Origin of the sequence: Kocuria turfanensis (assembly GCF_001580365.1) — a bacterium.
GTDB classification, from domain to species: Bacteria; Actinomycetota; Actinomycetes; order Actinomycetales; family Micrococcaceae; genus Kocuria; species Kocuria turfanensis.
Map to the genome: position 1 here is coordinate 424,887 of NZ_CP014480.1, position 20,874 is coordinate 445,760.

Annotated in this window: 24 protein-coding genes; 10 read left to right on the forward strand and 14 right to left on the reverse strand. The window is 72.7% G+C overall.

Translation table 11 applies throughout. The features are described 5' to 3' along the window. Positions 1-47: 47 nt before the first annotated feature. Entirely contained in the window at positions 48-1,187 is a 1,140-nt protein-coding gene (gene srmL, locus AYX06_RS01920) for a PheS-related mystery ligase SrmL (RefSeq protein ID WP_062733926.1), read from the reverse strand. A 261-nt stretch (positions 1,188-1,448) separates the two neighbouring features. After that, complete coding sequence (locus AYX06_RS01925) at positions 1,449-2,030, reverse strand: TetR/AcrR family transcriptional regulator (RefSeq protein WP_062733928.1); 582 nt, start codon at positions 2,028-2,030, stop codon at positions 1,449-1,451. A gap of 90 nt (positions 2,031-2,120) precedes the next feature. Between AYX06_RS01925 and AYX06_RS19645 the strand changes: the two genes are divergently transcribed. After that, entirely contained in the window at positions 2,121-3,017 is an 897-nt protein-coding gene (locus AYX06_RS19645; protein ID WP_147017735.1) for a DoxX family protein, read from the forward strand. Between the two features lie 31 nt (positions 3,018-3,048). Here the strand turns inward: AYX06_RS19645 and AYX06_RS01935 are convergent, their stop codons facing one another. Continuing rightward, positions 3,049-3,432: a low affinity iron permease family protein gene (locus AYX06_RS01935; RefSeq protein ID WP_062733930.1), complete on the reverse strand. Its 384-nt coding sequence runs from the start codon at positions 3,430-3,432 to the stop codon at positions 3,049-3,051. A 47-nt stretch (positions 3,433-3,479) separates the two neighbouring features. Next, positions 3,480-4,562 carry a glutamate--cysteine ligase gene (locus AYX06_RS01940; RefSeq protein WP_062733932.1) on the reverse strand — a complete coding sequence of 361 codons (1,083 nt, stop codon included), beginning with the start codon at positions 4,560-4,562 and terminating at the stop codon, positions 3,480-3,482. Positions 4,563-5,297: 735 nt separating this feature from the next. On the opposite strand from AYX06_RS01940, the gene AYX06_RS01950 reads away from it, so the two are divergent. Continuing rightward, positions 5,298-6,047 (forward strand): YqjF family protein, encoded by a 750-nt coding sequence (locus tag AYX06_RS01950; RefSeq protein WP_084271394.1) that lies wholly within the window; start codon positions 5,298-5,300, stop codon positions 6,045-6,047. A gap of 146 nt (positions 6,048-6,193) precedes the next feature. On the opposite strand, the gene AYX06_RS01955 is transcribed toward AYX06_RS01950, so the two are convergent. Next, a complete protein-coding gene (locus AYX06_RS01955; protein WP_062733936.1) occupies positions 6,194-7,528 on the reverse strand; it encodes a DUF2254 domain-containing protein in 1,335 nt (444 codons plus the stop codon). Positions 7,529-7,724: 196 nt separating this feature from the next. On the opposite strand from AYX06_RS01955, the gene AYX06_RS01960 reads away from it, so the two are divergent. Next, a complete protein-coding gene (locus AYX06_RS01960) occupies positions 7,725-8,441 on the forward strand; it encodes a hemerythrin domain-containing protein (RefSeq protein WP_062733938.1) in 717 nt (238 codons plus the stop codon). Between the two features lie 187 nt (positions 8,442-8,628). On the opposite strand, the gene AYX06_RS01965 is transcribed toward AYX06_RS01960, so the two are convergent. Together AYX06_RS01965 and AYX06_RS19650 are read right to left on the reverse strand one after the other, a co-directional pair. Then, positions 8,629-9,378, reverse strand: a complete 750-nt coding sequence (locus tag AYX06_RS01965; RefSeq protein ID WP_062733941.1) for a YwaF family protein — start codon at positions 9,376-9,378, stop codon at positions 8,629-8,631. A gap of 237 nt (positions 9,379-9,615) precedes the next feature. Further along, on the reverse strand, positions 9,616-9,762 hold the full coding sequence (locus AYX06_RS19650; protein ID WP_157093447.1) for a hypothetical protein: 147 nt from the start codon (positions 9,760-9,762) through the stop codon (positions 9,616-9,618). Between the two features lie 267 nt (positions 9,763-10,029). Here AYX06_RS19650 and AYX06_RS01970 point away from each other — a divergent pair, with 267 nt between their 5' ends. Further along, complete coding sequence (locus tag AYX06_RS01970; RefSeq protein ID WP_307725506.1) at positions 10,030-10,410, forward strand: helix-turn-helix domain-containing protein; 381 nt, start codon at positions 10,030-10,032, stop codon at positions 10,408-10,410. A gap of 179 nt (positions 10,411-10,589) precedes the next feature. Here AYX06_RS01970 and AYX06_RS01975 read toward each other — a convergent pair whose 3' ends face one another. Continuing rightward, a complete protein-coding gene (locus AYX06_RS01975; RefSeq protein ID WP_062733945.1) occupies positions 10,590-10,817 on the reverse strand; it encodes a hypothetical protein in 228 nt (75 codons plus the stop codon). 206 nt (positions 10,818-11,023) lie between these two features. Between AYX06_RS01975 and AYX06_RS01980 the strand changes: the two genes are divergently transcribed. From AYX06_RS01980 to AYX06_RS01990, 3 genes are all read left to right on the forward strand, one after another. Then, positions 11,024-11,947 (forward strand): putative selenate ABC transporter substrate-binding protein, encoded by a 924-nt coding sequence (locus tag AYX06_RS01980; protein WP_186815671.1) that lies wholly within the window; start codon positions 11,024-11,026, stop codon positions 11,945-11,947. 80 nt (positions 11,948-12,027) lie between these two features. Then, positions 12,028-12,756 (forward strand): phosphonate ABC transporter ATP-binding protein, encoded by a 729-nt coding sequence (locus tag AYX06_RS01985; protein WP_232319370.1) that lies wholly within the window; start codon positions 12,028-12,030, stop codon positions 12,754-12,756. Between the two features lie 11 nt (positions 12,757-12,767). Next, positions 12,768-14,396 (forward strand): PhnE/PtxC family ABC transporter permease, encoded by a 1,629-nt coding sequence (locus tag AYX06_RS01990; protein WP_062733947.1) that lies wholly within the window; start codon positions 12,768-12,770, stop codon positions 14,394-14,396. A gap of 617 nt (positions 14,397-15,013) precedes the next feature. Here the strand turns inward: AYX06_RS01990 and AYX06_RS02000 are convergent. From AYX06_RS02000 to AYX06_RS02020, 5 genes are all read right to left on the reverse strand, one after another. Next, positions 15,014-15,343 (reverse strand): antibiotic biosynthesis monooxygenase family protein, encoded by a 330-nt coding sequence (locus tag AYX06_RS02000; protein WP_062733952.1) that lies wholly within the window; start codon positions 15,341-15,343, stop codon positions 15,014-15,016. Between the two features lie 10 nt (positions 15,344-15,353). After that, entirely contained in the window at positions 15,354-15,761 is a 408-nt protein-coding gene (locus AYX06_RS02005) for a serine O-acetyltransferase (RefSeq protein WP_084271398.1), read from the reverse strand. Between the two features lie 57 nt (positions 15,762-15,818). Then, complete coding sequence (locus AYX06_RS02010) at positions 15,819-16,217, reverse strand: hypothetical protein (RefSeq protein ID WP_062733955.1); 399 nt, start codon at positions 16,215-16,217, stop codon at positions 15,819-15,821. 356 nt (positions 16,218-16,573) lie between these two features. Beyond that, a complete protein-coding gene (locus AYX06_RS02015) occupies positions 16,574-17,128 on the reverse strand; it encodes a hypothetical protein (protein WP_062733956.1) in 555 nt (184 codons plus the stop codon). Between the two features lies 1 nt (position 17,129). Beyond that, the gene (locus AYX06_RS02020) at positions 17,130-17,315 is read right to left on the reverse strand and encodes a hypothetical protein (protein WP_062733958.1); all 186 of its coding nucleotides are present in this window, start codon (positions 17,313-17,315) and stop codon (positions 17,130-17,132) included. 676 nt (positions 17,316-17,991) lie between these two features. On the opposite strand from AYX06_RS02020, the gene AYX06_RS02025 reads away from it, so the two are divergent. Then, positions 17,992-18,309: a hypothetical protein gene (locus tag AYX06_RS02025; protein WP_147017733.1), complete on the forward strand. Its 318-nt coding sequence runs from the start codon at positions 17,992-17,994 to the stop codon at positions 18,307-18,309. A 149-nt stretch (positions 18,310-18,458) separates the two neighbouring features. Here AYX06_RS02025 and AYX06_RS02030 read toward each other — a convergent pair whose 3' ends face one another. After that, positions 18,459-18,824 carry an SdpI family protein gene (locus AYX06_RS02030; RefSeq protein WP_062733962.1) on the reverse strand — a complete coding sequence of 122 codons (366 nt, stop codon included), beginning with the start codon at positions 18,822-18,824 and terminating at the stop codon, positions 18,459-18,461. A 421-nt stretch (positions 18,825-19,245) separates the two neighbouring features. On the opposite strand from AYX06_RS02030, the gene AYX06_RS02035 reads away from it, so the two are divergent. Then, positions 19,246-19,560: a hypothetical protein gene (locus AYX06_RS02035; RefSeq protein ID WP_147017732.1), complete on the forward strand. Its 315-nt coding sequence runs from the start codon at positions 19,246-19,248 to the stop codon at positions 19,558-19,560. Between the two features lie 87 nt (positions 19,561-19,647). Then, positions 19,648-20,829: an alpha/beta fold hydrolase gene (locus AYX06_RS02040; RefSeq protein WP_147017730.1), complete on the forward strand. Its 1,182-nt coding sequence runs from the start codon at positions 19,648-19,650 to the stop codon at positions 20,827-20,829. Positions 20,830-20,874 lie beyond the last annotated feature (45 nt).

The following is a 20,874-nucleotide window of genomic DNA, read 5'->3' on the forward strand; positions in this document are numbered from 1 at the left end:
CGGCTGCCGGCCACGGCTCCCGATGACAGGCTCTTGCCGGCGCTCGGTCACCGACGATCTCCTTGCTCCTGGACCAGTTCGGCGTGGGGGCCCTGATGGACGGCGAGGTAGATCCTGTTGCGCAACTGGTTCGCCTCCACGGAAGTGAGGGTCCGCAGGAGCGGGCGGATCTGGATCCGGATCAGCGCGTTGATCTGGCCCGGGGCGATGCCGAGACGGTCACGGGCTGTGGCGGGCAGCTCCTCGCACCGGGTCCACGACAGGACCTCGACGGATTCCAGGAGCTCCGCGTCCGGCCCGAGGGCCGTGCGGATCCGGTCGCCGATGGTCTCGTCGTCCTCGCCGTCGTCGAGCACCACGGAGATGTCCCGTCGCGTACCGGGGAGCGACGAGACGTGCTGCCATGGTTCCAGGTCCAGCATCTGGGCCGCGATGCGCGGCTCCGAGGAGCGCAGACAGCGGATGTCGGGGATCGACTTGCGCAGCATCAGGGCTCGCTCCAGCCCCAGGCCCAGGGCCAGTCCCGACCACACCTGCGGGTCCAGGCCCGAGCGGCGCAGCACATCCGGGTGGATGCGGCCGCACTCGGCGAGCTCGAGCCATTCGCCGTCCCTGTGCACGTCCACCTGTCGTCCGCCGAGGGTGTACGGGTGCCCGACGTCGGTGACCCGCCACCGCGCTCCCGGCAGAACTGTGCCGACGACCGTGGTGATCATCTCGAGCAGGTCCTGATCGGTGCTCTGCGGTGCGGATCGGATCCGCCACAGGTCGGCCTGGTGCGGTTCGCCCACGTGCGTGCGGTCGACCACGTCGCGCCGGTAGACGAGGCCCGGGACGACGAGGAGCTCGTCGACGCCGGACCGGTTGCGGTAGTCCTCCAGGGCAGTGGGCAGCTCCGCGCTGGTGTGGGTGCGCAGCAGCACGGTTGGCGAGACGTAGCGGGTGTACCGCTGCGCTCGGGTGACATCGCCCGGGTCGTAGCCCAGACGGTCGTAGTTGTCATGGACCGCGACGAGGGGCGGGTTCCGCATCTGTCGGACGGAGCTTCCCCATCGGCGCTGCAGCGCGGTGACGAGATCCTGCAGCAGCAGCTGCATCGAGTGCGCGCCTCGTGCCGGGTCGCTGAGATCACGCAGGGTCAGCGCGCGGGCGAGCTGCTCGGGGGTGATGTAGGTGGGTGCCGACATAGGAGTCTCCTGGGGTGGCAGGGCCGGTGCTGGAAAAGGGAATTTCCCCCGGCCGTGCCTGCGGAGACGCGGCGGCTCAAAGGTGCGCGCTCACCGTCCCGCGGCCGCTGAACGACCGGGGGCGCGGAAATCGCTGAACACGCTCCATGCGTTCAAGGTTAGCGCCGATCACGAGCACCTGCATCTGTCCTGCATCGGCCGCGCGGGCGCATCGACGAGGGCGCCCCGGCAGCACGGGTGTCACGCAGGTGCTTCCCGCACTCACTGCGCCGTGCCCGTGTCGAAGAGGTACCGGGCCACTGCCTGGGCTGACTCGGTGAGGTCGCCGCTCTCCGCCTCCGTGAGGGCTCCGCCGAGCCAGAGGTCTGCGAAACCGTGCACGAAGGACCAGGCGGCGAGAGCGGCGACCTTCGGGTCGGGCCCCACCACTTCGGGGGGCAAGGTGCCAATGCCTCTGGTGAGCGCCTCGGTGGCGGCCGCGCGTGCCTCGACGACGTCGGCGCGGGAGGCTTCGTAGAGGTCCGGGCGGAACATCACCTGGGTGTGCGCCCGATGCTCCACCGCGAAGTGCACGTAGGCGACACCGACCTCGAGGAAGCTGCCGGTGCGTTCGAGGACCTCGGTGAGGTGCTCCGCGAGCATCCGGAACCCTTCGGCCGCCAGCGTGGTCAGGAGCCCGGCCTTGTTGCCGAAGTGATAAGCCGGTGCCGCATGAGAGACCCCCGCCCGGCGCGCCAGGTCCCGGAGGCTCAGCTGTGAGGGCCCCACCTCGAGCACGGCCTGCACCGCCGCGTCCAGCACCGCGCGGTGCAGGTCGCCGTGATGGTAAGCGCGAGGCGTCATTCCTCCACCCTACCCGCTATTTAGGCATTGACTAGTTGTGGCGGCGGGTTCAGTCTTGTCAGTGACAAGACTGCACGTCGAGGGGGCATCATGTCGGTCCTGTTCGTCTTTCTCACCGCGACCCTGGCCACGCTGGGCGTCAGCACGGTGCTTCGGCGTCGTCCCCCGCGGGAGGCGGTGCCCCTGGCTCTCCGCGGGGGTCTCGCCGTGATGTTCCTGGTCACGGGGGTGTCGCACTTCGCGGGTCTCCGAGACGACCTCGTGGCGATGGTGCCACCCGCCCTGCCCCACCCCGAGCTGCTCGTGACGGTCACCGGTGTGCTCGAGCTCGCCGGCGCCATCGGGTTGCTGCTGCCGCGGACGGCCGCCTGGGCCGCCGGTGGGCTGGGCCTGCTGATGGTGGCGATGTTCCCCGCGAACGTCTACGCGGCCACGGCCGGTCTGACGCTGGCCGGGGAACCGGCCACCGCCCTGCTGCCGCGCGCGGCCATGCAGCTGCTCTACATCGCAGCCGCCGTCGCCGTAGTGGTGACTCATCGACGGCAGGCCGTCCTCGGCGATCGGCTCGGGCAGCTCATCACCGTCCTGCCCCGGGCGTACGGACCCGCCGCAACGATGCGCGAGGTTCCCGGTGCCGGCATCGTGCTCGTCTCCCGGCTCCGGCTGCGCTCGGTCAGGCAGGTGCCGGGTTTCCTGCTCGCTTCGCTGCGACTCCGGCGAGCGCTGCGGCACGCGCCGGGGGCCCTCTGGCTCGATCTGGCCGCTCAGCCGCTGACCGCCACCTTCTGGACCTGGTCCGGGTGGACGGACGAGGAGGCGATGCGCCGCTACACCCGCTCCGCGCTCCACGCCCACGTCATGCGCACCTACGGGCCCCATCTCCGGGAGTCGGGCTTCCGATCCCTCCCGGCCGCGCAGGCACCCACCACGTGGCCCGAAATCCGAGGAATGCTCGAGACCAGGACACACCGGGCCTCCGAGCGTTAGGCTGCCGCGGCAGCCGGCCCGGAATCGGACCCTACTGCCGCGGGGACCTGGGGGTGATGAGCTCGTCCTGGGCCTCCAGTTCCTCCTCGCTGCGGTGCTCGGCGTCGTAGAGGTCCGGATCCTGGACGTCGAGCCGGCGCATGATGACGTCGAGCTTCAGGTGCACGGCGGCGCTGTCGCGGTTCTGCGTGTTCTGGATGATGAACACCATCAGGAACGTGATGAGCGTGGTGAGGGTGTTGATGATCAGCTGCCAGGTGTCGGAGAAGTCCAAGAACGGTCCGCTCACCGCCCAGGCGACGATGAGGGCCGCGGCCAGCAGGAACATCCCCGGCCGGCCCAGGGCGTTGGCGGCGGTGGTGGTGAAGCGGGCGAACGGGCCGGCGGTGCTGCCGGTGCGGGAGGGGGTGGGCATGGTGTTCCTCCGATCGGTGCTCGTGGTCATCGGGTGTGTCGCCGGGCTCAGGCCAGGAGCGGCTCCGGGTCCTCCGGCGCGGGGGTGGGGGCGCGGTGGGTGGCGTCGACGGCGGCGGCCACGACGTCGCGCAGGTCGTGGCGGGCCGCGTAGGCCTCGCGCTGGTGCCGGGCGCCGGTGCCGCGGCGCAGGATGTCGGTGAGCACGGCTTCGACCGTGTCCTCCTCCTCGGATGCGGCCAGCACTGGGCGGAGGGTCTCCAGCAGGCCGGCGATGACGTCCCCGGCCGGCGCCGGGGTGCCGGTGGTCGGGTCGATGAGCTGGCCCTCGACCCCGGTGCGGCTGGCCTGCCAGCTCCACACGCGCAGCAGCGAGGCCGGCACCTCCGGGGCGGGGGACCCGGCGACCCAGGCGCGGGAGGCGGTCTCGACCAGGGCACGGATCAGGGCGGCGATCACCGCGGCACGCTCCGGGTACAGGCACACGTCGGCCACCCGCACCTCCACGGTCGGGTGGTGCTCCGACAGGCGGGCGTCGAAGTAGAGCATCGCGGCGTCCACCGGCACGCCGGTGCCCAGCAGCGCGGCCCGGTGGCGGTCGTAGCCGCCCGGCGAGCCGAAGGCGTCGGTGGGGCCGGCGGTGGGCCACCGGGACCAGGCCTGGTAGCGGTAGGAGGCGTACCCGGTGTCGACCCCGCCCCAGAACGGGGAGTTCGTGCTCAGTGCCAGCAGGGTCGGCAGCCAGGGCCGGATGCGGTCGAGCACCGCCACGCCCTCCTGCCGGGAGTCCACATCGACGTGGACGTGGAAACCGCAGGTGAGCTGCTCGGCGGCGGTGAGCCCGAACTGCTCCCGGATCCTGCGGTAGCGCGGGGCGGGCACCAGGTGCGGGGTGGTCTCCTGCGGGGCCGTGGGCAGAGCGACCACGCGCCCACCGACACGGGCGGCGGCCGCGTCGGCCAGAGCGCGGCCGGCGCGGATGGCCGCCAGCTGCCCGGCCAGCGTGGTCTGCGGCGGGGAGACGACCTCGATCTGCTCGTGCAGGGTCGCGGCCCACTCCCCGGCCGGCAGCGGCTCCAAGGTCTCACCGTCGACCAGCAGCAGCTCCTCCTCCACACCGAACGTGCGCACCCGAACACCTTGTCCTTTCCTCGTCGTCCTGCTTCTGGGTCCCTCTGTGTGCGGGCTCGCCGCGGCGCCGGATGACGGAGTCCGCGACGGCGCCGACGGAGTATCGTCCGGCCCGGCCACGCCTGTGGGCGCCCGACCCGGTCGCAGGTCGGTACCGGATCCGGGGCGGTGGGCGCCGGGTGTCGGCGGGCTCACGCGGCCGCAGCCCGGGGGTCGAGCCGTTCGCGGCGCTGCAGCACCGGGGGCCGGTATGTGGCCGTGGCGCGGCGCCTGTGCTGGGGCAAGGGGGCGGGGACGCGCACGGTCGCTTCGGCCAGATCGACCTGGACGGGCACGGGAGGTTCGGAGAGCACAACAGCCGCTTTCTGCGCAAAGGAGGTCGCGGCCGGCTGCTGGACCACTGTTGGACCATACTCGATCCCCACATCACCAGCCAGTCGGCTGATGGTTTCCCGGAGCAGCACCTGCAGACCGTCCGGACGTGCCACGTGTCCCTCGTGGGGCGGGTCCTGGCAGGGCCACCAGCGAGCTGCGGTGCGGGTCCCGGCTTGGATGCCGCCTCGGAAGGAGGTTGTGCGGGTTCCGGACGTCCGGGCCGAGGACCGGTGGCCGGTCTCCGCCTGGTGCCGAACCGGTGGCGGATCCGGCGGGGCCGGCCGCCGGGGACCGGGCAACGGTCGCGGCGCTCCACGACGGGCCTGGAGGCAGGCTCTGAACCGTGATTGGCTTGGCCCCATGCGGAAGCACCCGTCAGCGCGGACCGACCCCTGGCCGGCCGGGCCCATGGTGCCGCGGCCGTGGCTGATGGAGCAGTCGTGGTCCGAGGCCGTGATCCTGCACTGGCGCCTCCCCGTACGGGTCGCTGCCGAGCACATGCCTCCGGGGACGGTTCCGGAGGTGTTCGACGGGTCCAGCTGGGTAGGACTGATCGGGTTCCGGATGAGCGGGACGCGCCTGGGCACGGTCCTGCCGCTGCCCTACCTGGGCTCCTTCACGGAGGTGAACCTCCGCCTGTACTCCCGCGCGGCCGACGGCTCCCGGGGGATCGTGTTCCTGTCCCTGGACGCGCCCCGGCTGCCCGTGGTGCTGGCCGCCCGCGCGGCCGGCATCCCCTACGTGTGGTCACGGTGCCGGCCGACCAGCGCGGGCCGGCCGGCACCGGTGTACGGGTACGAGGTCGCCCGCCGCGGCCGGCAGCCGGGCACCTGCTTCGCCGTCCGCCCCGAGCTCACCGCCCAGGCCGACGACCCGCTGTCGCTGCACCTCACCGCCCGGTACGGGGCGCACATCGGCTTCGCCGGGAGGACGTACTTCCTGCCCGTCTCCCACCGTCCGTGGCCGCTGCACCCGGCCGAACTGGTCCACATCGAGGACGGGCTGATGGGCGCGGCCGGCCTGGCGGTGGCGGGCCCGCCGGAGTCGGTGCTGTTCTCCCCGGGGGTGCGGGTCGTGGTCGGACGGCCCTGGAGCGTGCCGGCACCCTGAACGGCACCGCGTCGCGCCGCACCGGACGGCGGGGGAGCCGGGTCCCCGCCGGATCAGGAACGCCTCGGACCCGCAGCAGCGGGCCGCCCCGCGGCGCACGCCACCGAGCGGTGCCCGGGCGAGTCCCGGTGCCGGGGGAGGGCGGGTCAGACGGAGCGGGTTTCGCCGGCCCGGTCGCGGAAGGCGTCGTCGAGGTCCCCGGACAGGGCGAGGTGGACCCGGCCGGCGAACTCGCGGACCTCCTCGGCGTCGGAGTCGATGAGCCCGGGGTCCATGCTCTGCAGCAGCAGCTCGGTCTGGTGGGCGATCTGCGCGTGCTGGGTGTCGTCGCGGGCGGTGGCCGCGCACGCCCGGAGCATGCGCAGCAGGGCGGTGAGCACCAGGGGTTCGCCGGCGCCGAAGCGGCGGATCGGGGCGCACACCAGGTCCAGGTAGTAGCGGTGGTCCCGGTCCGGGGTGACCAGCCGCACGGTGCCGGCGGCGTCCACGTGCTGCTGAGGTCCGAGCTTGCGGTGCTGCAGCCGGGCGAGGAGGTCGGTGCAGTAGCCGATGGCGTGGGCGGTGATCGGGTCGTTGACCGAGGGGGAGATCGCCTTGACCGCGATGTCGGTCAGCTGGCGCAGTCCCAGGGCCGCGTCGTGCTCGAGGGTGCGCTCGAACCCGACCTCCACCGCCTGCGCCACGGCCTCGTCCAGCACGTCCCCGGCGGCAGCAGGGGCGCCGTCGTCCGTCCAGACGCTGCCCAGGGGTGTGCCCTCGGTGACGTGGTCGCCCGGACGGACGCCGAGCAGGAGGAACAGCCCGTGCTCGGCGCAGGCCTCCACGAGCGGGCCCGGGCGGATGGCCTGGACGAACCCGCTGCGCTTCGCGCGCAGCAGGGTCCCGCCCTCGGGCCCGGGCAGCCCGGGAGCCGGTTCCTTGGAGCGGTCCTCGTAGTCCAGGTAGGCCTCGGCCACGGTCGCGGCCGCCTGCTCGTGGACGGCGACCATCATCGAGTCCACCCGCAGGGACCGGACGATGTGGCCCAGGAACATCACGAGGGCACCCGCCGAGACCAGACCCATCACCAGGGTCAGGGCCGGCACCAGCACCGGCAGCGGCGCCTCGGAGCCCATCCCGGCCAGCCCGGTCAGGGCGATCACGAAGGTGGAGACCAGGACCGCCAGCACCGCCTGGATCTTGGCGTCGCGGGCGAACTCGCGCAGCAGCCGGGGGGAGAACTGCTGGGACGCCAGCTGCAGGGCCACCACGGTCAGGGAGAAGGTCAGCGTGGTGGCGGTCATGATCGAGGTGGCCACGACCTGCAGCACCGTGCTCGCCGCGTCCTGCCCGCCCGGCCACACGGCCGTCGCCCACGCCGTGCCCGGTGCCGGGCGCACGGTCGTGAGCAGCAGGGTGAGCAGCGCCGACGCCGCGCCGGCCACGGCCGGCCAGAACCACAGTCTGGCCCGCAGCGTCTCGGACCTGCTGCTGGTGCTCATCGGACTCCTCGCCGTCGGGTTCCCGTCCGGACCGTCGCCGGAGGGTGATATCTGACTCAGCAGGCTTACTATGTCATGCAGGGGTCGTCCGTGGGGCCCACCACGGCGGGAACGGCCCCGGCCGTGTCCGCACCGTTCCCGGCACCGGCGCCCTCGACCCGGGGGTCCCGCACCGGGCACCTCCTGAAAGGTTGTCATGACGCAATCCATCGCCGACCAGACCGTCGCCGAGCTGGGCGGGCGGCTGAGCGTGCTGACCCGACAGCAGAAGGACCACATCGAGCTCGACCGGCTGCTGCGGCGGCTGGACGGGGCCGAGGCCACCGACCAGGGGCAGGTGCTGCTGCGGATCTACCGCCTGGTGTTCCCGCACGCCTTCGCCGAGGAGTCCGTGCTGTGGCCGGTGATGCGCCGGGTCCTGCCCGACGGGCACGAGCTGACGCTGCAGGTGGAGCAGGAGCACCAGGAGGTCAACGAGCTCGTCACCGCCCTCGAGGCTCTGGACGCCGACGACCCGCAGCGGGAGACGGTGCTGGGCCGGCTGGTCGAGGTGCTGCGCGAGGACGTGCGCGACGAGGAGGACGAGCTGCTGCCCCGGCTGCAGCAGCTGTTGCGCCCCGGGCAGCTGCGCGGGCTGGGCCTGGCCTGGGAAGTGGTCCGCCGCACCGCCCCCACCCGCGCCCACCCCGTCGTGGCCCGGCGCCCGCCCGGCAACGTGATCGCGGCCCTGCCGCTGTCGGTGCTCGACCGGTTGCGGGACCTCGTGGACGCAGCGGTGCTCCGGGGGCCCGGACGCGGCGCACCGGCCCTGCGCTCGGTCAGCACCGGCCTGGCCGCTCTGGCCCACCGGATCGAGGGCCTGCCCGTGATGCGCCGGGGCGAGGACCCCTCCACCGGTCGAGCCGAGCTCTGACCACCGCCCTCACGCAGGGCCCGCTCCGGGCCGGCCGAGCAGCCGGCCCGGGCGCACCGCGTCTGCCGATGCGGCGGCTGGATCCGCAGGGGGGCACAACAGGTGTTCCCCTGGCCGCCGGTGTCCGGCCACGGTCCTCACACGGTGGATCACGCAGTCGACGTCGGCAGGCTCCGACCGCCCTGCCTCAGTGCCCCGCGCCCGCGCCGTCCCGGCCTGCTGCGCCGACCCGGGTCCTGGCCCTGCCCGGTCGCCGAGCTGTCCACGGCCAGGTGATGAGCGCCCACGCCGCGGTCACGATCAGGAACTCCACCAGCAGGTACCACGGCCAGGGCCCGAACACGTCGAGGATCGAGGGGTTGTCCGGCTTTCCGTTGAGGAAGCCGTAATTGGTTCCCAGCCGGCTGTTGAGCCCGAACATCACCACCGCCCATGCCACAGTGACGGCCAGAGCCAGGCGATAGCTGTGCCAGTGCACGCGGTCCCCGCGGCCCCACGTCAGGTACAGGGCCGCCCAGAGCACGAGGATGTGCTGGACCCAGAGGTCGATGAAGTCGATGTGCGGGAAGTCCGGCGAGTCGAGGGCCGGGGTGAGCATGGCCTGCGGGTTGAGGGTCAGCCCCCAGTAGTAGGTCAGGGCGAACGCCCAGTGGGCGCGGGTCCACAGGGCGACGACGGCTACCATCCATGCCAGATCCGAGAGATGGACGGGCAGGGAGATGTGGACGTCGAAGTTCTCCGGCAGCCACCGGTAGACGAGCATCGCCACCGCATATCCGGCCAGGACCGCGGCGAACACCCGGGAGAAGAGCACCTCGGCTCGTGCACCCCGCAGGCGGCGGCCGAGGCCCACGACGACCACGGCGCCGAGGGCGCAGACGCCCAGGGCGGCCCAGTGCGTCGGGCCGTAGGGCACGAAGACGTCCTCGCTCGGCACCGTGGACTCACCCCTTCCTTCCGACCTGCGAAGAGAAGGCCGACCGCCGCGAGGCCAGCAGTTCCCGTGGGCACGTGGTGGCGGATCCTGGGGGAGTCCCCGATGCAGGATGTGGCCTCCGGCGGGATCGGTCGAAGCCAGACACCCGGAGCCGGCGGCCGCCTGGGCCCCCCGTTCCACGCTCGGTGCATCGGGTGGGACGCGGCATCCGGTGTGCCGAGCGTGCCCGGGACAGAACTACTGCAGCAGCGGATTGAGCCCCAGGGACACGATGCCGACGGCGATCACGCACCCCGCGGCCACGACGAACCCGGCCACCACGGTGACCAGGGCCCACGGACGTCCCTGGCCGGAGCGTCGGGTCCGGGATGTAGGGGCGCTCATGACAACTCCTCCGATCGACGTGACCGGAGGTCTGTCCCGACCCGCAGCGGGGCCCGCCCGCCGGACCCCTGCTGGGGGTCGGGATGACGACGGGGCGTCGTGGGGATACTCCCCTCCCTGTACAGACAAGTGAAGCAGAGTTCACCTGTTGGGTCAAGGTCACGGCCGGGCCTCCGTGAACCGCAGGACACCCCGGTGCGGCCGGACCGGTCCGCGGGGCCGATCGGGCTGGTGCGACCCACCGTCCCGAGAAGGCAGAATCGCGGCATGACCTCCACCACCGACGCCTCCGACGCCGGCACCCCGTCACCTCCCACTCCCGCGACTCCCGGTCCGCTCGCACCGGAACCGAGGGTGACCGAACGCCCCGCCTGGACGTTGCTGACCAACCACGGGCACGTCCTGCTGGCCGTGGCCCAGTCCCAGGACGCCCGGGTCGCCGAGATCGCCGCCCAGGTGGGCATCACCACTCGGGCGACCCTGGCCATCCTCAAGGACCTCGAGGACGCGGCCTACCTCACCCGGCGCCGGGTCGGCCGGCGCAGCCACTACACCGTGGACACCCACCAGCACTTCCGCCATCCAGCCACCGCCGCCCACGAAGTGGGGGAACTGCTGGCGATCTTCGCCGATCCTGCCCACCCCTGATGAACGCCTCCCCAGCAGGGACACGGGAGAGGGCGGGTCTGCCGGGCACAGACGCGCTCCAGACGCCGCTTCGCTGACCCGGTGCCCTGCCCCGGAGCGGCCGGCCACGGCACACCGCGCCGACGCCTCACGGCGCGGATGCCCCCCGCCGGCGGGGAGTCTTCGCGGTCGGGGGCCGGTCACCGTGGCTTCGGCGGCAGGGCCGCCACCCAGGCGATCCCGGCAACGACCTGCAGCACCCCGACGGCCCGCATCAGGCCGGGGTGCTCCACGAACATCGCCACCACCCGGCGCACCGGATCGGGTCCGATCATCCACCGGGCGGCATGGCGGGCCGGGAAGAGCGCGGCAACGACACCATCGCCGATGGTGACCAGAGCAATGCTCTCTGCAATACGGACCTGCACGGGAACCTCCGGAAGGAATCGACGTCGGAGTGCCAGTGTGCCCGCACGTCGTACGGAACTTCCACAGCATCCGCCGCTTCGTGCGGCACGGAGGCTGGGCGTGCACTTGTGACCGGGGGTGAGGGCCCGGCGTCCCACCCCGTTCTCGGGACGGGTCCAGCGGAGCCTCGGTCCGGCAGACCGAAGGAGAGCCGTAGGATGCGGTCATGTCGATGCTGAAACGTGGTCGTGCCCTGTCCGCCGGGGCGCTCGGTCTGGCCGTCGTCTGGGGCGCGGTCGGTTGCGGCGCGTCCGCCGGCGTGGAGGAGGGGCCCGGCCCGTTGCGGATCAGTGCGATCCCGGACGTGGATCCTTCGGATCTGGCCGAGCGGGAGGAGGCGATGGCGGCGTACCTGGCTGAGGAACTCGACGTCGCGGTGGAGTATGTCCCGGTCAGCGACTACGCGGCGTCGGTGAGCCTGTTCGGCACCGGAGACCTGGACCTCGTGTTCTACGGGGGCCTGACCGGGGTGCAGGCCCGGCTGCGCACCGAGGGGGCGAGTGTGCTCGCGCAGCGCGACATCGACGCACACTTCCGCAGCGTCGTCATCGCCCATCGTGATGCGGGACTGGAGCCGGTGGACGACGTCGCCGGCCTCGCGGCGCTGGCCGGCTCCCGGTTCACCTTCGGCAGCGAGTCCTCCACCTCGGGCCGGCTGATGCCGGCGTACTTCCTCGATCAGGCCGGGATCGACCCGGAGGCCGACTTCGCCGGGGCGCCGGGTTTCTCGGGCTCGCACGACCTGACGATCGACCTGGTGGAGTCCGGCAGCTATCAGGCCGGGGTGGTGAACCTGCAGGTCTGGCAGGCGCGCACCGAGGCCGGAACGGTGGACACCGACACGGTGCGGGAGATCTTCACGACGCCGGCGTACGCCGACTACCACTGGGTCGGCGCCCCCGGGCTGGAGGAGCGCTTCGGGGGAGGCTTCACCGACAGGCTGCGGCAGGCGTTGCTGGAGGTGGACGGGTCGGATGCCGAGGAGACGGCGCTGCTGGAGCAGTACGGGGCGGAGGCGATCGTCCCTGCCGAGCCGGGGGACTACGACCGGATCGAGCAGATCGCTCGCACCCTCGGTCTGATCCGATGAGCCGTGAGCGGGTGGTGACCCCACCCCGGGAGACCGGGCGGGGTGATGCGGGGATCGTGCTGCGGTTGCAGGGTGTGCGCGTGGCCTACGGGAACCGCATGGCCCTGGACGGGGTGGACCTGTCCGTGCGCCGGGGTGAGCGGGTGGCGCTGGTAGGGCCCAGCGGGGCGGGCAAGTCCACCCTGCTCGGGCTGGGCAACGGCACCGTGGTGCCCACACGGGGACGTGTGGACGTCCTCGGCGTCGAGCCGCGGGCGGTCTCACCCGGCGCGCTGCGGAAGCTGCGGGCCAGGATCGGCTCGGTGCATCAGCAGCTGCACCTCGTCGGGCCGCTGCCGGTGGTGCACAACGTCAACGCCGGGCGGCTGGGCGCATGGGGCCGGTTGCGCGCCCTGCGCTCTTTGCTCCGACCGCTTCAGCTGGACGAGGCGCGCACCGCGCTCGAGCGGGTGGGCATCGGCCCGGATCTGCAGATGCGCACCGACCGGCTCTCCGGAGGGGAGCAGCAACGGGTGGCCCTGGCCCGGCTCCTGGTGCAGGACCCGGAGCTGGTGCTGGCCGACGAACCGGTCGCCAGCCTGGACCCGGCCCGGGCCGAGGACGTGATGCGCCTGCTCTGCGGGCTGCTGGAGCAGCCCACCGGCCACCGGCGCACCCTGGTGGTGAGCCTGCACGACTTCGACCTGGCCGTGCGCCACTGCGATCGGGTGGTGGCCCTGCGCCAGGGCCGGGTGGTCCTCGACGTTCCTGTCGAGGAGGTGGACGAGGCCACCCGCGCGCGGGTCTACGACCTGGTCCCGGACACGTGAGACCCAGTGGCGTGAGCGCCCCGACCCGGCTGGAGGCGGCCGGCGGCGCCGCGGGCCGGCCCGCCCGGCGGCGGACGCCCGGCGGCGGACGGGGATGGGCCGTCGTGTGGGCGCTGGCGGTGGCGTGGTCGCTGGGCGGCTGGCTGACCGCCGGAGCCCCGGTCGTCAACACCTCGGGCTGGTCACGGTTCGCGGACTTCTTCGCCGCCGCGCTGTCTCCACAGCTGTCGGCGGAGTTCCTCGCCAGAACCGGGGCTGCGGCACTGAGCACGCTCTCGTACGCGGTGCTGGGCACCCTCCTCGCGGTGGTCGTCGGCCTCGTCGTCGGGGTGCTGGTCTCCGAGACCTGGTGGGCCACCGGAACGGGGGCCAGGACCGGCCGGGGGGTGCGCCGCGTCGGGTGGCTGCTCACCCGGCTCGGGTTGGCAGTGCCGCGGGGCGTCCACGAGGCCGTCTGGGCGTTGCTGCTGCTCAGCGTGCTGGGCCGGGATCCGCTGGTGGGCGTGCTGGCGATCGCCATCCCGTTCGGGGCCATCACGGCGAAGGTCTACGCGGAGATCATCGACGAGTCGGCCGGTGGGCCCTACGTGGCGTTGCGGGCGGCCGGGGCTCGGCGCGGACCGGCGCTGCTGTACGCGGTGCTGCCGGTCGCGTGGCCGGACCTGGTGTCCTACGCCTTCTACCGGTTCGAGTGCGCGGTGCGCTCCGCGGTCATCCTCGGCATGGTCGGTGCCGGGGGCCTGGGCTTCGAGCTGGTCCTGAGCTTCTCCGGTTCCCGGCATGCCGAAGTGTGGACGCTGATCTACACCATCGTCGTGATCGGGGCTGTGGTCGAGCGGTGGGGCGCCGGTCTCCGCCGCGCCGGCGGGGCCCAGCCCTCGAGGGTCTCCGCGGTGGCGGTCCTCGGGCTGGTGCTGGCCGCCCTGGTGCACCTGGGCCCGAACCTGTCCCGGGTGCTCTCCTCCCGGACCGCTGAGCTGTTCGCCGGCCTCGTGGCGGAGATGTTCCCGCCGAGCCTGCCCGAGGGTGGATGGGCCCGTCTGCTGGAGGAAGCACTGGTGACGCTGCAGATGTCCCTGGTGGCCGGCACGGTGGCCGCGGTGGCCGCGGTGGCCGTGGCCTTCGTGGCCGCCCGCGGCGGGACCACCCCAGCGCGCCGATCCGCCGGGATGCTGGCGCGCTGGCTGCTGCTGATGACCCGGTCACTGCCACCCCCGATCTGGGCGCTGCTGTTCCTGTTCGTGCTCCTGCCCGGCCCGCTGCCGGGAGCGCTGGCGCTGGGCGTGTACAACTTCGGCGTCCTGGGCCGGCTCTGTGCCGAGGTCGTGGAGAACATCGACCGCCGATCCCACGACCACCTCGTGGCCACCGGGGCGCCGCCGGTGAGCGCGTTCGCGTACGGCATCGTCCCCCAGGCCGGTGGACGCTTCCTCGCCTACGGTCTGTACCGCTGGGAGGTCGCCGTGCGCGAGACCGTCGTCGTCGGGATCATCGGAGCCGGAGGACTCGGGCGACTGTTGGAGGACCAGCGCGTCGCCTTCGACCTCAGCGCCATGGCCGGCACCGTCCTGGCCCTCATCGCGCTCTGCGCCCTCGTCGACATGATCAGCGCCACCGTCCGCGGCACCGTGCGCCGATGACGAGGTGACCACGCTGCCACGGCGGGCGGGCTCACCGGAGCGGACGTGCCCTCGAGCCCCAGCGCCAAGGCCCTGCATCGCCCCCACGGGCAGCCCCGGGGCCGAGCAGTCCCGGGCCCGCAGCTCCAGCCGGCGGGCCAGCTCCTGATCCACCTCCTGGGCGGCACGCACCAGCACGCGCACCGCGCAGGTGAGTTCCGGGGCGTTGACCCGCTGCCGCTCGGAGCTCTCCACCGGGTCCTGGTCCGGCTGTTGCGTTATATCACCAGGCTGGAGCGGAACGCTCCGCTGCGGAGAGGCTCCGAGGCGGAGTTTTCGGGCCGCAATCCCGTCCGTGGCGGCAGCGGTTTCGGACGGTCGGGCGGTGGGGATGACACCTTCCTCAACATCCGTCCTGACCACCCGCGCCTGGAGATCGGCTCGACCTGGCTCGCCCCCAGAACCCGTGCTGAGCGCCCCTGGGCCGGGTCACTGCTCGGCGTGCACCTCCCTCTCACCACGCCCATCGGGGGCCTGGCCGTCATCCTCTGCGCCGGCCGGGTGCGGCTGACCCCCGTCCCTCATGAACGGCTTCAGGGCATCGTGCTCCCCGTTCCCACGCGGAATAGCGGTTCAGCTCAGTGGCCGGCTGCGTTGCCGTAGTGCCGTTCGACCGTGGCCACGCGAACGGTGTAGTCCACATACCAGTCGCGGGCTCCGCGGCGCTGGGCCTCCAGGTGCTCGGTGACCTGCTTCCAGGCCCGGGCGTGCTGAGCGGTCTCCCAGTAGGACACCGTGATGCCGAACCCATCGGCGTTGCGGGCGCTCTCCATCGACAGGAAGCCGGGTTGCCGGCGGGCCAGCTCCTCCATGTGCCGAGCCGCCTCGTCGTACCCGTCCTCGGGGGTGGACGCCGATCGCTGGCTGGAGAAGATCACCGCGGTGTAAGGGGGCCGCTCAGAGGTCATGCTGCCAGTATCAGGGCCACCGGCCATTGATGGTGAAGCGTCCACCGTGCACGCACCGCCGCGCACCGCCGGCAGCCCCGACGGGCTCCGGTGGTGACGTCGAAGTCACCACGGCGCCGGCGCCGACCTTCGCCCCGGAGCCGATGAGCACCCCGTTCCCGACGACGGCGTGGCGCCGGCCGGGGAAGCCGTCGCCGACGAAGCTGGCGCCCTGATAGATGGTCACGTCGTCGCCGATCACGCTGGTCTGCCCGATGACGACCTCGCTCCCGTGGTCGATGAACAGCCGGTGCCCGATCACCGCACCGGGGTGGATGGTGATGCCGATGGCCTTCGCCGCGGCGGTGGCGATCGCCCGGGCGGCCGGTCTGCCCCACCGGGTGGACCACAGGCGGTGGGCGAACCGGGGGGCGGCCACCGCGTGCAGCCCCGGATGGCTCAGCAGCGTGGCCGCGGTGCCCTGCCCGGCGGCGGTTCAGCGGCCTCGGGCCAGGTCCAGGTAGTGCTCGCCGGTGTGCTGTTCGGTCCGCAGCAGTTTCGTCAGCGGCACGCCGTGCGTGGTGAGGGCCCGATGCAGCAGATCGGTCACGGTGTGCGGGCCCACGGTGATGGATTCCCCGGAGGGTCCGTCGGCTTCCGTGCGGGGCACGACGACGCTGCGCGGATCGAAGGCCATGGTCTCGCCGCGGGAATCCAGCAGCTCGCCGATGAAGTACTCGCCGGTGCGCTGGTCGGCGTAGACGGTCAGCCGCACGGCGTGGGGGTGGTGGCAGCGCAGGTGATCGGCGAGGAGCCCGAGGAGTTTCCTGGCGTAGGCGCGCTTGGCCCGGAGGAGCTTCGTTTCCGCGGCGGCCAGGACGGTGGGAGCGTTCATCGAGTGACCTCTCGTGTGCGGCCGTGCACCTGACCGGTGCTGATGGGCCCGGCCTGGCAGACCGGGGTGTGCGCCGCGTGACCAGAAGACGCCTGGCCGGTGGAGCTCACCGCGGCTCCTGTGCGCGTGCCGATCCGCAGAAGCGACCGCGGCGGGTGCGTCGTCGCGTGTTCAGCGGGTCGCCCAGGTGCGCGGGCGCCGACCGAAGTCCCGGCCGTCCCCGCCTGCAGGTGTTCCTCATCGGCCGGGGGGACCGCGAAGGGGCGGGGGACGGAACCGTTGTCGACGGTGGCGCCGGCCGTTGCCCCTGCTGGGACCGAGTTGCTCAGCGCCCAGTGAGGAGGGACGTGCAGGGATCAGTTCTGGCGGTCTGCGGGGTGGTCCTGAGCCCGGTCGATCCCCAGGAGGTCGTTCGTTCGGGGCAGGAAGGGGGGACAGCGGGCGTCCAGCAGCGTGGTGGCGGTGAGCATCAACCGGTCGCGCTCCACGGCCGGCAGGTGGAGGATCTCGTGCAGGTACGCCTCCAGCTCCAGGTCCCCGACGATCCCGCCGTGGTCGAGATAGCGCAGCCACAGCCGGTGTGGTGTGAGGCCGGTGCCCGCCAGGGTCCGTCGCAGCGAACGGGCCTGGATCCGGTTGAGGGTGACGTCATCGAAGATGGGAGCCTCCGGGTCCGGGAGCAGCGCGGGGTAGGTGTCGGGTCGAGCGGGTGGTGCCGGAACCGCGCCGGCAGCGCCGACGGGGGCAGCGGGGCGTCGGCGCTCCCCCAGGAGGACGCCGGCCACCACCGCCCCGGGAACCGCGATGAGCACCATGACCGCCGGCGTGTCGGTGGCCACCGCCAGGACCGCCACGGCGGCCGGGGTGGTGCACACGAACAGGCGGACCCCGGTCCGCAGCGCTGGCCTCACCTCAGGACCCTGAACCACGACGGGGCGGGGCGGATGCTGTGAAGGCGCTGACCGCCACCCACAGGGCCTGATCCCCGCAACGGTCGACCGGTTCGGGAAGGAGCACCCCGGCGCAGCGGTCGATGAGGCGCTCGGCCCCCTCGTCCCGCACCCGGGGGCGCTGCGCATCGATGTCCTGCTCGGTCATGGCATCCCCCTGCCCCGGCCACCCGACAGCTTCGCGTTCCGGCCCACGCCACCGGCCATACCCCAGATCCACCGAGGCGACATGAGCCCGAGGTGCCGGCACCGCACGGCGACCTGCCCCCATCCGGGCCCCTGTGCCAGGGGCACCGGAACCACGAAGGCCGCAGACATCCTGTGCCCGGTGCGCCTGTCGCCGGGAACGGGCCGGCACGGATCCAGTATGGGGCCCTTCGGTGACCTCCCGGTGACCGGGGGATGACCGGCAGGGGTTGGCACCGTGTGGCGCCGGGGTACCCGTCGTCGACACGCCGTGGGGCCGCAGGCGACCGGCATCGTCGCCTCGACGCTGACGGCGTTGTGGCGGCCCCGCGGGCCGGCGCTCCGGGTGGGGGCCGAGTCGGTCGGCGATCTGGATCGTCGAGGTCGGCGTCCGTGCCTTCCCGGGCTCTTGGTGGACCGGGGGGCCGCGCGGAGGGCGTCCGCGGCGGGAAGGGGAACGGGGGCGGACGGGCCGATGAACAGATGGGTGATTCTGTGCGCAGCAGCGGTACAGCACCGCGTGGTGCCGGCGCGGCTCCCTACGCTGGGGGGGGTGGACAACGATGTCGAGCCCCCCTTTCCGGCACCGCGGTCCATCCGGTATCGCGGTGCGCTCGACCGCCAGGAGGCACCTGATCATGACCGTTCCTTTCCGCATCCCCGCTGTCCGTGGCGACATGCCCGGTCCCGGCAGCTCCGACGATCACCCGGATCTGATCCGCCTGTCCCGCTACAGGATGCGCGCCGACCGCCCCGGGCTGCGTCTGCGAGCCGGGGAGACGGTGCTGTGCGCCCCGTACGCGCCGACGGAGTCCCACATGCTCGTGCTGGTGCGCTGCGAGACGGACGGGCACAATCCCGGTGTCCTGCTGTCAGTGGCCGAGGTGGAGTACCTGGGGCCGACCGAGGAGATCCTGGGGCCCTGTGCCTGGGGACGGCCGGGCGTGCGCCCCTGAGCGGCCATCACCCGGGTGCTCAGCGCGGAGTCGGCCGGCCCCGGGGTCCGAACGGTCCTGGCGGCCGGCCGGTGTCGAGGCCCGGCCCGGGCGGGTCGATGCGGGAACACTCGGGCGCCCACGACGTCGCTGCCCACCAGGCCCTCGGCTCACACGGAGGCGGCCGCGACCAGCGCGGCCGCCTGAACTCCTCGGGCGGCGGCCTGGAAGATCGTCACCAGCATCACGAGGGTCAGTCCCAAAGGCAGGAGGCCCGCACTGTCGCTGTCCGTGAGCAGCAGGGTCCCGACGATGAACGCGGTGCCGGCCACCCCGGCGACCACGGACCACCTCAGCCTGGGCAGCGCCACCGCGTGCCCGGCCCTCCACGCCATCTCGGAGGACAGGCTGGCCTCGGTGCGCAGCCCGACCCACTTGTTCCTGGGCAGCCTGCCGGAGGCGGCCGCCGAGGTCATGAAGTAGACCGTTACCGGCACCAGGGACATCATCACGGCCTGCACGACTGCAGCGGTCATCTGCGCACCTCGTCTCCAGGGGGCCCGGCACCGGCGGGGGCACCGGGAGCCGTCACGGCCAGTATGGGTCGTGGACCACGACGAGCTCGGGAGACGCTCCGGGGCCCCGATGAGCGTCCGCGGCGATCCTGTCGGGCGTCGAGCCGAGCAGGTCCCTTGGCACGCTCAGCAGCGCGCTGGGCGACGCGGCTGCTCGTGCTCCGGCTTCGGTGAGGCCACAGGGCCCACCATGGAGGATGAGAAGCTCCCCAACCCCGGAAGGCCCCATGACCCGCGGGCTCCGCACCTTCGTGCGGGTGTTCATGGCCGTTCCTGCCGCCATCCTCCCCGGCAGGAACAACGTCGAGCGCCGGCCGGAGGCCCGCCGATGGCCGCCGGCCCTTCGGCCCCCTCCGCCGGACATCCCCTTGGGCGGGCATGCATGCACGGAGTGCTCCTCACCGCGGTGACAGGGGCTGCTGCCTTCGTGTTCGACCGCAACCCGGAGCTGTCCCGTCCTGCCCGCTGGTGGACGCTCGGCGGGTCGATGGCCCTGCTGGTCGTCACGGTGGGTGTCGTCGGTGTCCTCACCGTGCACCTGAGTGCGCAGGTCGTGGACGCTTGTCCGCAGGGGGTGAGCGATCCACCGGTGATCGGTTCTGCCCGGGTCGAGACCGGCCGTAGCGCAGCCCACGGGATCGGGACGAGCCGGCCTGCTGAGATCGTCCGACTGACCGGCGGGCGATCCTCGACATGAAGGTGCGCCCAGGGGGCACCTGATCGCGCTTCGGTTACTTTCCGCGTCACCTGGGGCCCGCCGCCGGGCCGGGCGTAGTCTGGCGGCGTGGGAAATCCCGAGCTCGTGGCCCTGCCGGTGGGATTCGAGGAATTCCACCGCCTGGACTTCATCAACTACCAGCTCAACCGGGCCCATGCCCTGGGCTTCGCCGAGCGCCGGGAGCTGTTCGACGCCGCGGCGCGCATCCGGTCGATGGAGGACGGCGGCCCGGTGTTCGAGGCGTTGTCGTCCCGGGCTGCCGTCGAGGGCCGGTTCCGGTCTGCGGCGGGATATGCGCGGTTGGCGGAGTTCTTCACGCCGCCGCGCTCGCCGTACAAGAGGCAGCGCTACCGCCGGTATCTGGAGCTCTTCGACACCGCGTTCGCCGAGGCTGCCCTCGTCCGTCACGAGGTGCCCTACGCCGGCGCGGCGCTGCCGGCCTATGCGCTGCCGGCGGCCGGTCCGAGCGCAGGTGGCACGGTGCTGCTGCACGGCGGATTCGACTCCGTGATCGAGGAGTTCTTTCCCGTCGTCCAGCGGATCGCTGCCGCCGGCTTCGACGTGATCGCCTTCGAGGGCCCGGGACAGGGCGGCGCGCGGACGGTGCACGGGCTCACCTCCGACCACGACTGGGAGAAACCGGTCGCGGCCGTGCTGGACCACTTCCGGCTCGACCGGGCCGCGCTGGTCGGCATCTCGATGGGCGGGTACTGGGCGCTGCGTGCCGCGGGGCGCGCGCCCCGCATCCACCAGGTGGTGGCCTGGCCGCCGGTCTACGACTGGCTGCACCGGATCCATCCGGCACTGCGGGCCCCGGTCCGCGCCATGGTGCGGCACCGGGACTTCATGCGGTGGAGCGTGCGGACCCGGGCCCGGCTGTCGCCGACCCTGCGGGTGGTGGTCGACCAGGTCCTGTACGTGCTCGACAGCCGTGACCCGGCCGACGTTCCCGAGTGGTTCCTGGGCATGAACGCCGCCCATCTGGGCAGCGAGCGGGTGCGTCAGGACGTCCTGCTGATGTGCGGGGAGCACGACGCCTTCCAGCCCCCGGCGCTGACGCGAGCACAGGCTCAGGCGCTCACGAATGCCCACAGCGTCACCACGCGCCTGTTCACCCGGGCGGAGCAGACCGATCAGCACTGCCAGATGGGCAACCTCGACCTCGCCTGCCGGGTGCTCACCACCTGGTTGCGCAGCGTCGCGACGAACGCCGGAGGATCCGCGCCACGGTCCGACCCGTCGTCGTAGGGGACCGGCACCCCACCGGAAGCATCCGGTGGGCCGTGGTCTCCG

Coding starts and splice junctions, on each gene's coding strand:
- srmL (WP_062733926.1), bottom strand. CDS start 1,187: ATGTCGGCACCCACCTACATCACCCCCGAGCAGCTCGCCCGCGCGCTG.
- AYX06_RS01925 (WP_062733928.1), bottom strand. CDS start 2,030: ATGACGCCTCGCGCTTACCATCACGGCGACCTGCACCGCGCGGTGCTG.
- AYX06_RS19645 (WP_147017735.1), top strand. CDS start 2,121: ATGTCGGTCCTGTTCGTCTTTCTCACCGCGACCCTGGCCACGCTGGGC.
- AYX06_RS01935 (WP_062733930.1), bottom strand. CDS start 3,432: ATGCCCACCCCCTCCCGCACCGGCAGCACCGCCGGCCCGTTCGCCCGC.
- AYX06_RS01950 (WP_084271394.1), top strand. CDS start 5,298: ATGCGGAAGCACCCGTCAGCGCGGACCGACCCCTGGCCGGCCGGGCCC.
- AYX06_RS01955 (WP_062733936.1), bottom strand. CDS start 7,528: ATGAGCACCAGCAGCAGGTCCGAGACGCTGCGGGCCAGACTGTGGTTC.
- AYX06_RS01960 (WP_062733938.1), top strand. CDS start 7,725: ATGACGCAATCCATCGCCGACCAGACCGTCGCCGAGCTGGGCGGGCGG.
- AYX06_RS19650 (WP_157093447.1), bottom strand. CDS start 9,762: ATGAGCGCCCCTACATCCCGGACCCGACGCTCCGGCCAGGGACGTCCG.
- AYX06_RS01970 (WP_307725506.1), top strand. CDS start 10,030: ATGACCTCCACCACCGACGCCTCCGACGCCGGCACCCCGTCACCTCCC.
- AYX06_RS01980 (WP_186815671.1), top strand. CDS start 11,024: ATGTCGATGCTGAAACGTGGTCGTGCCCTGTCCGCCGGGGCGCTCGGT.
- AYX06_RS02000 (WP_062733952.1), bottom strand. CDS start 15,343: ATGACCTCTGAGCGGCCCCCTTACACCGCGGTGATCTTCTCCAGCCAG.
- AYX06_RS02010 (WP_062733955.1), bottom strand. CDS start 16,217: ATGAACGCTCCCACCGTCCTGGCCGCCGCGGAAACGAAGCTCCTCCGG.
- AYX06_RS02020 (WP_062733958.1), bottom strand. CDS start 17,315: ATGACCGAGCAGGACATCGATGCGCAGCGCCCCCGGGTGCGGGACGAG.
- AYX06_RS02025 (WP_147017733.1), top strand. CDS start 17,992: ATGACCGTTCCTTTCCGCATCCCCGCTGTCCGTGGCGACATGCCCGGT.
- AYX06_RS02030 (WP_062733962.1), bottom strand. CDS start 18,824: ATGACCGCTGCAGTCGTGCAGGCCGTGATGATGTCCCTGGTGCCGGTA.
- AYX06_RS02035 (WP_147017732.1), top strand. CDS start 19,246: ATGCACGGAGTGCTCCTCACCGCGGTGACAGGGGCTGCTGCCTTCGTG.